Raw genomic sequence first — 14,410 nt, 5'->3', positions numbered from 1 at the left:
ACCGAGGCCCGATGCCCGCTTCCGCCAGCCGCTCCGTGCGCTTGATGGACAGGTGCTGGGAGCCGCGGCCGCTGTGATGGGCCGGCGCCCTCCGCTTTGCCGGACGGCGATCGCGGACCGCCTGCTCCGGGGCATCGGGGACGGCTGCCCGCCGCGGCGCCATCGGTCCGGGCCCGATGGCCGACGGCATGCGCGGCCGTGCTCGCGGGCCAGCCGACGGTCTTCCTGGCGCGGGCATCGGTCAGCGAGCCATTGTGGCGCCATCGGTTCGGGCCCGATGGCGGGCGGCTTCACCTGTCACCCGGCAGGCGATTGCACGCAACCGCCGAGAGGGCAGAGCATGTTCGGAGCAGGCGCCCTGAACTGCCGGTTCACCTTGCCCAAGGGGCATGGAGCCTTCCTGTCCGGCACCGCCGTTCCCTGCGGCTTGCCGCGGTGCGAGCCGCTATCCGCCATTGGCGGTGTGGATGGCCCGGCCAGCGGCATCGCGCCCTGCCGCGCCATGGCCTGGCGGGGGCCACGGCTGGCGATGCCCGTCCGCGGGACGCCGGGGGGCGGCCCCGCTGCCGTTTCCGCGCAGGACGGGCGCCACCCGCCCGACCGGGCGGCGCCGGCGAGGAAGCGGCAGGCACCTCGCGATCCCGGATCCTGCACCGGGTCGGCCGCACGCCCCGGAGGCCATCCCGGCCGCGCGTCCGCCGCACCGCCGGGGACCGCGGTCCCATGGCGGGGCTGTTCCCGCCGCGCAGACCTCGCGGAAGGTGCCTGCCTTGCAACGCCGCAGGCGGGCACTTGTGGGTAGCTTCAAGAGGGCTTTCCCCGGAGGAGCCGTGATGGACGGCGTGCCCGATTGCCTGATGCCGACGATCGACGACAAGCCGGTCTCTTCCGTCCGGCATTGCCAATCGGCTCATGTCGCCCATGTTTCCCTTTCGGAAGATGCCCGGGACATTCCGGTCGGCGGGCCGATGGACGTTGCCGCCCCGGCCAAGACGCTGTCCGAGGCCCCTGCCGAAGGGGTGCTTTGACCCACGAACAGATCTGGGCGAGGGCCGGGACCGCCTTGGGTCCTCTGCGCCATAGCCTCAGCCTGGCGCCCGGCGATATCACCCAGGTGGCGATGCACTCGCAGAGCGCCCGGGTGATGGAGAATTCGGTGGATCAGGGCCTGCAGGCGTCAATCGGCGAGCAATTTTGGCTGTGACTCGATTTTTTGTGCAGGGCTTTGCCTATGGCATCGCAGTCATCCTCGCCGTCAGCGTATCGATATCCGCCCCCATGCATCTGACGCTTAGGGATTTTCAGCCGGTTGATCTGTCCCTCGGTCGGGCCATTGGACCATGGCTCGGCCGGGGATGCGGCGACCGCATCGCAGTCCTTCCGGAGGCCGCGGGCAAAGGCGCCCAGCATGCTGTCCTCGGCCTCTTCGAGCCATGGCGCCATCCACACCATCAATGGCGGCATCATGGCGAACTCCCTGCACAGTCCAGCAGGTGCCAGCGGTCCGCGACCCGGACCGCATCCGGCAGGGCCCGCGGCACCGCGCCCGAATGGCCTCCATTGCGGTCGCGGGCGACGATCCCGATGCCGGGGTGCCCGCCCAGCCAGGCTGCGGCAGTTGCCGGTTCGCGGTCGGGCAGAAGGTCAATGGCCCGGTGCCGTTCGAGGTCGCAGATCAGCGTCCCGTAGCGCTGCCCCTTCCGCCAGGCCCAGTCATCCATGCCGATGACCCGCGGCTCCGCCATGTTCCCGGCGCCGTCGGCCGCGAGGCTGCGCAGGAACGTGTCCTTGCTGACGCGGAGAAGGAGCCGCCGTCCCGGCGCCTGGGCGGGCCGGCCGCCGAAGGCCAGGGCGCGCTGGCGGACCAGCCCCTGCATCCGCGTGGTCCGCCGCCCCCAGGGTCGGGCGGCTCCAGGCCGAAGCCGTTCGGGGAAGATCGCCTGGGGGCATCGCGGCGCGCAACGCCGGAAGCGCCGGACTGCGGCGAGAACACGGACTTCCAGCCCGTGCGCGGGCAGGTCAGCGAGCTGGCGGACGCAATGGCTGTGAACATGCCGGGACCGTCTTCCGCAGCAAGGACACGCCGCCGTCACGGCGGCGGAGCGTGCGGAGATTCCGGCGAGGCCGACACCGGCGGCGACTGTCCCGGCGACAAGACCAGCCGGAAGCAGCGTCTTCATGCTCAATCGTGGCATCTCGCTTATCTTCCTGAACTCACGTCAGAAAGATAGGGGCCGCACATGCGCGGCCTGCATCGGAATCGAGTCGGACAAAGTTTTCCGCGCCGAAACACACCGCACATGAGCGCCAGGTCTCGGACCACCTGCTCAACGTTCTGAACGAGCGTCTCGCCGATGCCTTCCGGATGGCAAAGTTCATTGCGGTGACCACCGGCAGCCAGTCTTCGAGGGATGCGGGTCGGCCAACGCAGCTTGAGGTGCTGGATGAAATGCGCATGGCCAGGCTGCCAGTTCGCTGACGAAACGGGACGGTTCGCGCCCAGCCGGTGCCGCGCGGCCCAGGCCGACGGGCGTTGCCCGGAAGCTCGGCCGCGAAGCGGCGGCAGCGGCGCGATGGCCGGTACCCTCCGTTCCCGTGGACAGGCAGTCTGCCATCCCGTCCCGCTGGATGGTTTCAGATCGCAGGCCGCAAGCCTCCTTGAACGCGGGGTGCGCTGCCGGACGGCAGTTGGCCCCCGCCAAGGTCCCGCAGGCAGTAGCCGGGTGCCGGATCCAGGCAAAAGCCTTGGAGGCGCATCTTTTCATCCCGTCCGGATCGGAGCACCGCCGGAGGCCGGGCGAAGCCGCTGCAGGAGGACTGGTGCGCGACGGCTCCGGAGATCGTGCTGCGTGATCAGAACCCGGTCCGCAGTGGAGGGATGCCGGACGGCGAAAGTCGTCCCCGGGTTGTGCTACGCTGGAGGCGCACACTATCGCAGAGGAGGTTCCCATGGTCTTCCGTTCGCTTGTTCCGGCCGCTCTCGTCCTGTGGCTCGCAACTTCTCCAGCGCCGGCGCAGACGACCCATGTCGTGACCGTCGATTTGGATGGCAGCTTCGACCGGCGGAGGCTCGTGATCTCGTCCGGCGACACCGTCGTCTGGCAATTTCCGGAGCGCGGGCGGGCGATCGTGCAGCTCGACGGTTCCCGGCCGCGCGCGCGGCCGGCCTGCGCGGCATTGGCCGCCTGGGACGGAGGTGCCCTGAATGCCTTCACCGGTCCGATGCCCCAGGCGGCGTCGGGGATCGTGGCGCTCAACCCGCACGAAGGCTCGCGCGCCGCGGTCCCCTTGGCCCAGGCGCCGGAGCGTTGCACCGGCGGGCCGGGTCCGGTCGATGACGGCACGCTGATCCTCTGTCCCGACCCGGGGGTCCGGGCGCACCGGACGCTGGCGGAGGCCGTGACCCACCCGGCCGTGCGCAGCGTCTACCTGCGGTTTGACTGGAATGAAATCGAGCCCCGGCCGGGCGTCTACGACTTCCGGGAGCTGGATGCCGAGATCGACCGGGCGATCGCGGCGGGCAAGCTCTATTCGATCGCCTTCCGGGCCGGGTCGCACGGAACCCCGGATTGGCTGGGCGCGGAGCTGCAGCTGCCGATCCACCAGTTCCGCGACGCGGGAAGCAACCTGCAGGACGAGACTTGCGGGGCCGGCATGTTCCTCGGGGATCCGACCGACCCGGTCTATGCGCAGCGCTACTTCCAGATGCTGCGCGCCGTGGCGGACCACCTCAGGGAAAACGCTGCGCGCTGGCGGGCGCTGGCCTATGTGAAGCCTTCCGGCGCCAATCTCTTCACGCATGAGAACCGGCTGCCCAAGCGCTGCACGCCGGGCTGCGCGATCTGCAATTCCGAGGTCTGGGCGGCCGCAGGCTACACGCCGGAAGGGCTCTACAATTTCTACACTGGCCAGTTCGCCCAGATTGCCGCGCATTTCCCGGGCAAGTCGATGTCCTACATGCTGATCCAGGATGGCTTTCCCCGGGTGGCGGATGGCGAGCACTATGACGGTTGCGTCACGCATGGCTGCGCCGGAGCGCCGCCGTTGGCCCCGATCCTGCCGGCAACGAGCGAGCAGACCTCGGAGATCCTGAAACGCGGCGCCGACCGCCAAGGCGCGGCATTCGTCGTGCAGCATAACGGGCTGGGCGCCGGACCGGACACCTGTGCGGCGACGGACATCCACCCGGCCGATCCGAGCCCCGGCGACGGCGTGCTGCCCGCTCTGGGCGAGTTCGACCTGGCGGGCAACGGCTGTCCCAACCGCTTCGTTCTCCACCAGGGCGCCCATGGCCAGTATACCGGCTGGCAGACGCCGAATACCGGCGTGATCTCGACGCTGGCGGGACTCGATGCGGCCCTTGTGAACCTGGAGCGCAACTCCGACGGGATGTTCCTCGAAGTCTACGAGCAGATCCTCTGGCTGGACGCGCGGCTCGGCCATCCGGTGCTGGACCCGGGCGGATCGGGCAGGACACTGGAGGAATGGTCCGAAATCCTCGATATCCGCCGCCGCCGGGGACATTCGTCCTGGGGCCTGCCCGAACAGGCCGACCCGCGCCCCGAGAGCCATGCGTTCACCTTCGCCAATGCAGGCTCCGACCCGCTTGTCTACTGGTACACCGATCCCGCTTTCTGCGACGATGCCGAACCGGCAACCATCGGGCGGATCGTGGTGCGGCCGTGACCGGCTGACGCGGCGCGCGCCGCCGGGACATGGAAATTGGTTCCGCTTGCCGCCATCCTTGGCAGGCTGGCGGCAAGCGGAGCGGGACCCGGCAGTGCCGCAAGGGAGTTCCATGCTGATTGTGCCATGCCTTCTTCCTCGGCATGCCGCACCTTGAGTCGCGGCAGTGTTCCCAGCCTGAGGCGGCTCCCGCCGCCATCGGCAGCCGGAGTTCCGGAATTGCCCGTCCGCCATGAGCTGGGGATGCCGGCATGGCTCCGGACCTCGCGCATGCGGCGGATCTGGGCGATGATCTTGCCGATATTGCGTCCGCCGCGGCAGAGCACCGCGAGGATCGCGCCGCCGTCCATCCGTTTCAGCGGGCGGGACGTGCGGCTGCCCGCCGTCGTTCGGCCCGTTCGCCCGGATCCGTGGCGTTCCGGTCTCGCTGGGGCCGATTTCGGGTGCGATCTGGCTCGGACGCCGGATGCGCCGCGAACCCCGGCGTCACGCCGCGGTGCTGGCCGCCGATCAGTGCCGTCGCCGACGCACCTTGGGCCCGCGGCCGGGTCCTGCATCCCGCCGGTTCGCACCTCGGCCTGTTTCTGGGCCGAACCGGGCGTGTGGCCGTCATGCCGATGTCCCGGAACGGAGCGTGCGCCGACATCGAAGCCTCGTCCCATGTCGCCGCCGCGCTGGCCTTGCCCTCACGGACGCAGCCCGCCGTTGGTTCGTGGAGCGCGCTGATCTTGCTTGTGTCCTCCGGTTTCCGTTTCTGGAGCGCGAAGTGCCAGCGCGATCTTCCCCTATTGCGCGCTTCCCGGGAAGCAGCCAGCGGCGGCCCCGCGGCCGGTCCGGGAGAATGCACAGCCTGAAACTGGACACCGGCGATACACCCAGTGAAAATCGCCCTTCGCCCTTCGCCCTTCGCCCTTCGCCCGATCGCGCGGCATGCGGCGGCCTTGGGTTCCCGGCGCAGGCGATTTTCGATTGCAATTGCCGGCATCGCACCCGCGGGAAGCGGCGCGGCGGCCGATGCGATTGCCCACGCGCCAGCGGACGTGCCAGAAGGCGGAAATTCGGACCGGCGCCCGAGTTCCGGAGGCCGCCGGCGTTCGAGAAGGCATTTCAACCTGCGGACCCCGGAAGATATATGCCCGGAGGTGGCCTGCGGGGGCATTGCGGCCCATATCTCTTTCGGGTTGCATTCCGGCATGGCGATTTGACACGCGGCCAGTGCGGGCGGGCGGCACGTGTAGCCGAACCGGATGCGGGAAAGGAGCCTCGGACGAAAGCCTGGAATTTCACTGGCACGCACGATCCCCTGATCGCCATGGAGAAACCCGAACCGGTCGCTACCGGCAATCGCGTCAAGATCGCGGTCAGGGCGGCTGGCCTGTGCCACATCGATGTGGGTGCGCTCGAGGATGAAAAATTCCTAGCCAATATCGCGCATCTGCCGATCACCATCGGCCACGAGGTGGCAGGAGAAATCGAGCAGATCGGGCCCGACGTCAAAAAATTCAAGGTATGCGACTTCGTGGCAATCTGGCCGATGCTGGAGCCTCCGGGCTTCGCCATCGACGGAGGCTTCGGCGAGAAGATCGTGACGAGCGAGGACGCGCTCGTTCCCGTTCCCGAGGGCATGCCCATCGAACGCGCATGAGTGGCCACCGACGCAGGTTGCGGATTCCGGTGCATCCGGTCACTCGTTCCAGCGACATCCGTTCAGCGGTTCCGACACATCCGGTCACCCCGCAAGACAGCCGCTGAGCTCCGCTCCTTGATGTCGCCTGGGGCGGAACCGGTCAAGCTTTTAGGCTCCTGCGCGACGGCAGCCGCGCGCGTCGCCGTGCGCCCCATGACACTGGCGCGGCGTCGCGCATGGCGGCGGGCTGGGCGCCGGTCACGATGTTTCCACTTCCTCTCCCGCGCTGCGGGCTTTGCGCAGCGGCGGGCCGTCGAGCGCCAGGCGGTTGGCGTTGTGAAGTGAGCCATTGCGTCGCCATGTGTTCGAGACCAATGGCGAACCCGGTCGAGGATGGCGTCGGCGAAGGTGGGCTCGTCGATGACGTCGTGCCCGGCCTCGGCCGGCAGTCGGCTGGTGATGACGGTGGAGCCGGTGCCGTAGCGGTCCTCGCCGATTTCCATGAGATCCCGCCGCTGCCCGGCCGTCAGGCGGTCGGGGCCCCAGTCGTCGAGGAGTGAGCCATCGCGTCGCCACTGGTCCGAGACCGATGGCGAACACGTCTGTCCGGACGAGCTGGCGGAACAGCCGGGGAAGTCGCCAATTCGCGCCAATGGTCCGAGCGACATTGGCGACGCCGTCGCCATGGGCGAGTTCGAGCTCTGCGAAGAGGCGCGGCAGCCGGTGGTGGAGAACGCTCTTCCCGTCCCGGCACGCCCCCTGGCCGAGCGCGCAGGCAAGCCAGGTCTTGCCGACGCCGCAGGGTCCGGTGATCAGCAGGTTTTGCTTCTGTCCGATCCAGCGGCCGCTGGCGAGTTCCTGGAACAGGGTCCTGTCGAGCTTGCGCGGAGTGCGGAAGTCCACGTCCTCGTTGCAGGCACCGACATGGCGGAGCTTTGCCGCCCGCATCCGGCTCCGGAATTTCTTGGTGCTGCGGCTGGCGTTCGCCGGGAAAACGATCCATTGGATCGTTTTCGTGGCCGGCTTGCCGCGGTCGATCAGCGGGCCGAGCCATTCGGCATGGCCGAGGTCGCCGTTCGCCATCGGTCTCGAACGCATGGCGACCTGATGGCTCGCCGTCGCGGACCTGCAGCATGGCGAAGGCATCCGCCATGCCGTTGCGCCGGAGGCGCATCTTCGGCGCCGCGGATGTTGGGATGGGAGACAGGTGGCGCCTTCGACGGCTCACTCTTCAGGATCGAGTTGACCGAGCTGTACGAGGTGCCGCCGATCTCCAGCGTCCGGAGGCAGGCCGCTTCCAGGGCATTGGAACGCCATTGGTCCGAGAGACAATGGCGAACGCGGAAGCCCTGCTCGGGATGCGTTTTGGTGCGCAGGATCAGGTCGACGAGGGTGCCGGTATTGGGGCCGACCTGTTCTGCATGCCGCCGGGTCTGCGCCGGGGTCCAGCCCGCATGCCGGCGCTCGCCATTGTGCTTGAACCAATGGCGCATCAATGGTTCGCCTGACGGGCATGTGCTCGGCGACGGTCGTGTGCCGACGGTTGGCGGAGCTTCGGACACGGGCGGCAACCCTCTGGCCTTCATGGAGTTCGAAGGGGACCGTGGCGCCAGTGGCGCCGCGAAAGCCCCGGCGAACCACGACCGTGCGGGCGGTGATCCTTCCCCAGACCTTCTTCTTCAGCAGCTGGTGGGGGACCGAGTAGTAGTGCCGCTCGATCTCGACATGGTAGTCGAGGCCGACCTTGCGCTCGAGCCATTCGGCATATTCGCAGGGGCTTGCAGGCAGGGGCTTCAGGGCTGGGCGATCCAGCGTCTCGAACAGGTCCCGGCGGCTGGCGCCGAGGTGCCGGGTGACCTTGCCGTTGATCCCCTCCAGGAGCTCGCGGATCACGGCGTTCAGCTCGGGCGGCGAGCGGAACCGGCGGTTGCGCAGCCGCGTCACGCCGGAGGCGTGCCTCCGGCACGACAATCCAGCGCTGCGCCAGCTGGACCCCGACCTCGGCCTTCGCGTTCGCCATCGGTCTCGGACCCGTGGCGACCTGATGGCTCACTCCCTTGGCTTGTAGGGCCGCGCCGGAATGACTGCCGTGTCGCAACGGGCGGCGAGATCGGCATAGGTCCGGTTGACCTTCGGCTCGTGGAAGCAGGCTCTGGCGATGCCTGCCCGAAGGTTGTCGCAGACCAGCTGCGCGGGCACGCCGCCGAAGAGTGAGGGGCCGGCGCGCCACCGGTCCGAGCGCGGACCCGAACGAGCATCCGGACATGGGCGCCGATCCAGTTGGACAGGGCTTGGCTCCAGACCGCCTCGACCGTGTCGTCGGCGAAATCGACGAAGGCTCGGTCGTCGGCAGCGTGGTGCTGGCGCGTTGCGCCGGAGGCGCACCTGTGCTGCGGCCTCGGCGCGAGCCGCCCCTCCCAGCGGCGGTAGAGGTCGCAGAACCGGCTGTAGCCATAGCCGTCGCCGGGAGGGGCGGCGCGGCATTCCTTCCGGAGCAGCGACAGCGTCACACCCTTGCGGCGGAGTTCCCGGTGGACATGTGCCCAATCCGGCGGCGCCAGGCCCCGCCGCGTCGCGCCCCCCACCAGCTGGTACAGGCGCTGCTCCAGATCGGCATCGCAGGTGCCCTCGGGCAGCGGCCAGGACAGCCCCGCCCGGTCCGCCCGCTTGAGGTAGTCGGACACGGTCGACTGCCCGAGCCCGAGGCTCGACGCGATCTTCCGCGTTGACAGCCCTGCGGCTTTCAGCCGGAGGGCTTCCGAAATCTCGCGCATCGGCAATCGTCTCATCCTTGGGGGTCCTCGCACGTCCTCTTGGACGGCAAGGCTACCCCGCCACACGATCGCCCAGCGGCGTCTCCAGACCGGGATCCGGGGTGACCGGATGTCCCGGAATCCGTGACCGGGTCAAATCGGAGTCACTGACCGGATGTTGTCGGAATGCCTGACCGGATCGCCCCGGAACGCGCAGGCGGGCGTGACCTCGCAGGGAGCCCTGATGCGGGGCGGGATCCTGCCGGGAGAAAAGGTCGGGATCGTGGGGTTGGGCGGACTCGGCCAGTTCGCTGCCCAGCTGGCGGTGCTGAACGGAGCCGAACTCTACGTGGCCGAGATCAAGGAAGAGGACTGGGACTACGCCCGGAGCCTCGGCGCGAAGAAGGTGGTGAAGGACGTGGCCGAGCTGGAGGACGAGGGGCTCAGCCTCATCATAGACCTGGCCGGCTTCGGCACCACGGCAGCCGGAGCGATCGAAGCGGTGGCGCCCGGCGGGCGCGTGGTGCTGGTCGGCATGGGAAAGCTGGAAGCGACCATCAACACCTATTCCATGATCGTCAAGCGGGTGGACCAGCGCGGCAGCATCGGCGGCAGCAAGCAGGACATCGCCGCGGTCCTCGACTGGATGGCGCAAGGCAAGCTGGTGCCCAAGCTCGAAACGATTTCCTGGCAGGAAATCCCGCGGGCCTGGAGCGGCTGGCGAAGGGCGAGGTCGACGGACGCTTCGTCTGCGTCTACTGATCCCACGCAGGTCCGGCCCGCCCCAAACGGCGGCATCTGCCCGGAATGGCGGCGGGCGGCGGCGCTTTGCGTGGGCCCCCGAGCACCATTCCCTGTTCCCGGTCATTTCCGCATGCTGGCACATCCGGTCAGTGCGGGCATGGACGGTTCGGCCGGCGTTCGAAGTTTGCCTGCCCAGCTGCCTTGCGGCGGCACGGCGCACCGGTCCTGCAAACCGGAGATATCGGTCGCCCGTTGCCGCACAGCCGGGTCGATGGCCCGCGCGCGGACAGCGTCCGGGCCGCCCACTCATGGCACCGATCGAGATGCGCAGTTCGCGGGCGGCCGGAAGCACAGGTTGTCCCATCTGGGCCAAGCCTTCTCGCGCAAGCTGCCACGCGCTGATCTTCCGGAGGCGAGTGCCCGGACTGGCAGGCCGGACGCGCCTTGGGGCAGGCTGTCCGAGAGTCTTCCTTAAGATGATAAGTGGATACAAAAGACAATTTTAAGAAGAGTTGACACTTGGTTAATATGCAACTTTAGATTGACAGCGCCCGAGTGCAGCTCTCCCGAGTTGATGCCTTCGGTCCCTCAAGTTGAACTGTGCCGTCCATGGTCATGCCATGGCGGCACGTTTTTTGCGGGATGCGGTCATTTTGGGGAAATGGCCGGACAAATTTCCGTCCATGGCAGCCATTGGGAGGTTCGGCGCCCTGCAAGCGGTAGATGGCGGAAGCCGGATGCGAAGTGCTTCGCTCGCCCGCGACGTGCTGCTGCAGTTGCGGCTGCCTTCCCTGGGCCCGCGGAAAGTGGCTGCATGCAGCCCGGAGTCCTCCGAATTTTTGCAATGGCTATTGGCGGAGGTGCCGGTTCCGGGGCTGCTTGGTTGAGGCGCCTGCGACAAACGGGTCAATTCATGGTAGGGTGAAGGCGCAAGCTGACGGCACGACCATCTTCACTGGGCAGGGGAGGACAGTCCCATGGGAAGACTCGGGCAGGCTCGGGCCGGCATGGCCGATGGGCACAGGCAGGAGCCGATCGTGGCGATGCACTGGGGCGCCTACCGTGCCGAGCGGGAAGGGGGAAGGCTCGTCGCCCTGCGCGGCATGGAGGACGATCCCGAGCCCTCGCCGATCGGTCAGAGCATCGCCGGCACGCTGTCCGGCCCCTGCCGCATCCGCGGCCCGATGATCCGCAAGGGCTTTCTGGAGCAGGGGCATCGCAGCGATACCGCCCGGCGGGGTTCGGACAGTTTCGTCGAGACTGGCTGGGACCAAGCGCTCGACCTCGCTGCGGCGGAGCTGGAGCGCGTGCGCAGCGACCATGGCAACGAGGCGATCTATTCGGGCTCCTACGGCTGGGCCAGCGCCGGACGCTTCCACCATGCCAAGAGCCAGCTGCGCCGCTTCATGAACATGTTCGGCGGTAGCACCGTCTCGGTGAACACCTACAGCTGTTCCTCGGCCGAAGTGATCCTGCCGCATGTCGTCGGTCCCTTCATGCCGCTGCTGGCGGAACATACCTCCTGGGAAGCGGTCGCCGGCGCAGGATCCCTGGTTGTCGCCTTCGGCGGGCTGGCGCGCCGCAACGGGCAGGTCAATGCAGGCGGGGTCGGCCGGCATGCGCAGCATCCCGCAATGATGCGCGCCCGCAGCGCCGGGGCGCGCTTCGTCAATGTCTCGCCGATCCGCTCGGACATCGACCCCGAGCTGGAGGCGGCCTGGCTGCCGGTCCGCCCCGGCACCGATGTCGCGCTGATGCTGGGGCTGGCCCATGAACTGGTGCGGCTGGGACGGCATGACCGCGCCTTCCTGGACAGCCATTGCACCGGCTTCGGCGCCTTCCTGCCCTATCTGACCGGCGAGGCCGACGGCCAGCCCAAGGATGCAGCCTGGGCCGCGGAGATCACCGGCCTTCCGGTCTCCGCCATCGAGGGGCTTGCCATGCGCATGGCAAGCGGACCGGCAATCCTGAATGCCAGCTGGTCGCTCACCCGGCAGCAGAACGGCGAACAGATCTACTGGATGCTGGTGGTGCTGGCGGCGATGCTCGGCGGGGTAGGGCGGCCCGGAGAGGGCTTCGCGCTGGGGCTGGGCGCGGTGAACGGCGTCGGCAACGATTTCCCGCGGCTGTCGCTCGCGGCCCTGCCGATGGGCGAGGATCCGGCCGGCAGCTTCATTCCGGTGGCGCGGATTTCCGACATGCTGCTGTCGCCGGGCGCGGCCTACCGCTATGACGGGCAGACGCGGCACTACCCGGAGATCCATCTGGTCTACTGGGCGGGCGGCAATGTCTTCCACCACCACCAGGATCTCAACCGGCTGCGGCGGGCCTGGCAGCGAGCCGGAACCGTGATCGTGCACGAACCGTTCTGGACGCCGATGGCGCGGCATGCCGATATCGTCCTGCCGTCCACGCTCCCGGCCGAGCGCAGCGACATCGTCGGGACCTTCAACGAGAGCCGGGTCATGTTCTCTTCGCAGGTCTCGGAGCCCTATGGCGCGACGCGGAACGATCACGACATCTTCGCGGGTCTCGCCGCCCGCCTGCGGGCCGGGGACGGCAACGGGACCGGCTTCGCCGAGCGTTTCACCGGCGGGCTGGATGAGACAGGCTGGCTGCAGCGGCTCTACGAGGAGTCGCGCGCGGCGACGCCCGGAGGCGGGGACTGGCCCGATTTCGGACGTTTCCGCGCGCGCGGATATCTCGATCTGCCGCCGCCGGATCGGCCGCAGACGATGCTGGAAGCATTCCGCGCCGATCCGTCGGCGGCGCCCTTGCCGACCCCTTCGGGGAAAATCGAGATATTCAGCGCCACGGTCGCGGGCTTCGGCGCCGGGGATCTGCCCGGCCACCCGGTCTGGCGCGCGCCGCGGGAATGGCTGGGCAGCGCGCTTTCCGCAGCACTGCCGCTGCATCTGATCTCCCACCAGCCGGAGGGGCGCTTGCACAGCCAGCTTGATCATGGCGCAGCAAGCCAGGCGGGCAAGCGCCGCGGCCGGGAGCCGTGCCGCCTCAACCCGGAGGACGCGGCGGCGCGCGGCATCTGCGAAGGCGACATGGTGCGGGTGTTCAACCACCGGGGCGCCTGCCTGAGTGTCGCACGGCTGTGCCGCGACATCCGTCCGGGAGTGATCAGCCTGCCGACCGGCGCTTGGCATGACCCCGACCTGGGAGGGGACCCGACGCTCTGCAGGCACGGCAACCCGAATGTGCTGACCTCCGACCTGCCGACCTCGAAGATCGCCCAGGGCCCGGCGGCCATGACCTGCCTTGTCGACGTGGAGCTGTTCAAGGGACCCGTGCCCGATGTGAGGGCGCACCGTCCGCCGGAGATCGAGCCGCAGTCCCCTCCGCCGGGCGATTGACAGCTGCGTGACACCGCGACTCCAGGTGCCGCCCGCGGATCATGCGGGCGCCTTGGCAGGCTCGCAGCGAAAGCTTCCGGAGCACCATGTCATATCCAGCCCCCGTGCACCGGTTCCACCCGCCCTGCGGAATGTTGGAAGACGACATGCAGACCCGGCCCACCAAAGCGCTGCCTGTCGGCTTCTTCGCCGGAGGGGGGCGCACATCTCGGCCTACTTTGACAGCGTGAGCGTCTTCATCATCCGGTCGGCGGACGTCAGCACCTTGGCGTTGGCTTCATACGCCCTCTGGGCCAGGATGAGAGACGTGATCTCGTTCACTGGATCGACGGGGCTGCCTCCGGCATGGCCTTGCATGAGGGTCTCCCATCCCGCTGTCCCGGACGGTGCCAGCGCGACTTGGGATGTGAGGCCCTGGCTTCCTGTCGTCTGCGCCTTGTACCCTGCGGTCTGCGCATTCGCGATATTCTGGGCGATCGTGTTCACGCGGCGCGTTTGCGCCATCATGCCGTTCGCGGCGATGCTGAGTGCCTGCATGGTTCGTGTTCCCTCCGACCGGACTCCGGAAGCCCCGCCGCGCACCATGTGTCGACCGGTGGCATGCTGCCAAGTCCATGTCGCGGTTCTGGTAAATGGCCGGGCTTGCCGGCCCCCCGGCTCCAAGCAGCATTCGGACCCGCAGCCTGCCGCAGGCGGCCTGCGGAGGCCGTGCGGCTCCGGAACGGTACTGCACGCCTCCGGCGACGGGCCCTTCGCGTTCGATGCAAGCAGATCGCGGCGTGCTGGGCGGCGCCGCCCGCCCGGCCGATCTCCAGCCAGCCTTCGGCGGCCGATGGCAGCGACCGGCGCCCGCGGCTTTCCCTGAATCCGGCGCCCGGCCGGTCCCGCAGCGATCGCTGGCCACCTGCACGCGGAGGCTCCGGCCCCGGTCATGTCAGTCGCACCGATGGCTTGCCCCCTCGTTCAGGGTAGTTGTCACCGTCCTTCGATCTGAAACTATGCAGCGAGGCGGGCGGGACAGGATGACAAGTGGCTTATTCACCGGAACGAAAGGCGGCGGTTCTCGCGAAAATGCTGCCGCCGAACAATATCCCTCTCAGCCGTCTTGGCGAGGAGGAAGGGATCTCGCGGGCAACGCTTGCGAAATGGCGCGCGGAGGCGCGGGCGAAGGGCAAGCTGATGCCCGAAGCCGACGCGAATGTGGAAGGCTGGACGTCGGGCGACAAGCTTGCGGC

11 protein-coding genes and 3 pseudogenes are annotated in these 14,410 nt (G+C 68.5%); 8 read left to right on the top strand and 6 right to left on the bottom strand.

The features are described 5' to 3' along the window. The first annotated feature begins 833 nt into the window (after window positions 1-833). The gene (locus HCC78_RS29305) at window positions 834-1,028 is read left to right on the top strand and encodes a hypothetical protein (RefSeq protein WP_172332292.1); all 195 of its coding nucleotides are present in this window, start codon (window positions 834-836) and stop codon (window positions 1,026-1,028) included. A gap of 133 nt (window positions 1,029-1,161) precedes the next feature. Here the strand turns inward: HCC78_RS29305 and HCC78_RS29300 are convergent, their stop codons facing one another. Beyond that, window positions 1,162-1,467 (bottom strand): transposase, encoded by a 306-nt coding sequence (locus HCC78_RS29300; RefSeq protein WP_172332291.1) that lies wholly within the window; start codon window positions 1,465-1,467, stop codon window positions 1,162-1,164. Beyond that, on the bottom strand, window positions 1,464-2,180 hold the full coding sequence (locus HCC78_RS29295) for an ISL3 family transposase (protein ID WP_253949434.1): 717 nt from the start codon (window positions 2,178-2,180) through the stop codon (window positions 1,464-1,466). The genes HCC78_RS29300 and HCC78_RS29295 overlap by 4 nt, the downstream gene beginning before the upstream one ends. A 769-nt stretch (window positions 2,181-2,949) precedes the next feature. Here HCC78_RS29295 and HCC78_RS29290 point away from each other — a divergent pair. The 3 genes from HCC78_RS29290 to HCC78_RS29280 all read left to right on the top strand — a co-directional run bounded on the left by HCC78_RS29290 (window position 2,950) and on the right by HCC78_RS29280 (window position 6,331). Next, window positions 2,950-4,686 (top strand): beta-galactosidase, encoded by a 1,737-nt coding sequence (locus tag HCC78_RS29290; protein WP_172332289.1) that lies wholly within the window; start codon window positions 2,950-2,952, stop codon window positions 4,684-4,686. Between the two features lie 251 nt (window positions 4,687-4,937). Continuing rightward, the gene (locus HCC78_RS29285; protein ID WP_172332288.1) at window positions 4,938-5,540 is read left to right on the top strand and encodes a hypothetical protein; all 603 of its coding nucleotides are present in this window, start codon (window positions 4,938-4,940) and stop codon (window positions 5,538-5,540) included. A gap of 458 nt (window positions 5,541-5,998) precedes the next feature. After that, complete coding sequence (locus HCC78_RS29280) at window positions 5,999-6,331, top strand: alcohol dehydrogenase catalytic domain-containing protein (protein ID WP_172332287.1); 333 nt, start codon at window positions 5,999-6,001, stop codon at window positions 6,329-6,331. A gap of 62 nt (window positions 6,332-6,393) precedes the next feature. Here the strand turns inward: HCC78_RS29280 and HCC78_RS34180 are convergent, their stop codons facing one another. The 3 genes and pseudogenes from HCC78_RS34180 to HCC78_RS35040 all read right to left on the bottom strand — a co-directional run. Beyond that, window positions 6,394-6,816 (bottom strand): ATP-binding protein, encoded by a 423-nt coding sequence (locus HCC78_RS34180; RefSeq protein WP_253949433.1) that lies wholly within the window; start codon window positions 6,814-6,816, stop codon window positions 6,394-6,396. A 226-nt stretch (window positions 6,817-7,042) separates the two neighbouring features. Continuing rightward, window positions 7,043-7,261: pseudogene (locus HCC78_RS34175) on the bottom strand (ATP-binding protein); the annotation flags it as partial. A gap of 233 nt (window positions 7,262-7,494) precedes the next feature. Next, a pseudogene (locus HCC78_RS35040) lies at window positions 7,495-9,102 on the bottom strand (hypothetical protein); the annotation flags it as partial. A 208-nt stretch (window positions 9,103-9,310) separates the two neighbouring features. Here HCC78_RS35040 and HCC78_RS29260 point away from each other — a divergent pair. The 3 genes from HCC78_RS29260 to HCC78_RS29250 all read left to right on the top strand — a co-directional run bounded on the left by HCC78_RS29260 (window position 9,311) and on the right by HCC78_RS29250 (window position 13,175). Next, window positions 9,311-10,285: a zinc-binding dehydrogenase gene (locus HCC78_RS29260; protein WP_172332283.1), complete on the top strand. Its 975-nt coding sequence runs from the start codon at window positions 9,311-9,313 to the stop codon at window positions 10,283-10,285. A 145-nt stretch (window positions 10,286-10,430) separates the two neighbouring features. Then, entirely contained in the window at window positions 10,431-10,697 is a 267-nt protein-coding gene (locus HCC78_RS29255; protein WP_172332282.1) for a hypothetical protein, read from the top strand. 90 nt (window positions 10,698-10,787) lie between these two features. Continuing rightward, the gene (locus tag HCC78_RS29250) at window positions 10,788-13,175 is read left to right on the top strand and encodes a molybdopterin-dependent oxidoreductase (protein ID WP_253949432.1); all 2,388 of its coding nucleotides are present in this window, start codon (window positions 10,788-10,790) and stop codon (window positions 13,173-13,175) included. Window positions 13,176-13,388: 213 nt separating this feature from the next. Here HCC78_RS29250 and HCC78_RS29245 read toward each other — a convergent pair whose 3' ends face one another. Beyond that, a complete protein-coding gene (locus HCC78_RS29245; RefSeq protein ID WP_253949431.1) occupies window positions 13,389-13,712 on the bottom strand; it encodes a flagellar basal body rod protein FlgC in 324 nt (107 codons plus the stop codon). A gap of 492 nt (window positions 13,713-14,204) precedes the next feature. Here HCC78_RS29245 and HCC78_RS29240 point away from each other — a divergent pair. Beyond that, a pseudogene (locus HCC78_RS29240) lies at window positions 14,205-14,410 on the top strand (DUF1804 family protein); the annotation flags it as partial.

Source organism: Mangrovicoccus sp. HB161399, assembly GCF_013184745.1.
Classification (GTDB): Bacteria; Pseudomonadota; Alphaproteobacteria; order Rhodobacterales; family Rhodobacteraceae; genus Mangrovicoccus.
The sequence above is the reverse complement of the archived record's forward strand: the minus strand, read 5'-3'. Positions and strand labels throughout refer to the sequence as shown.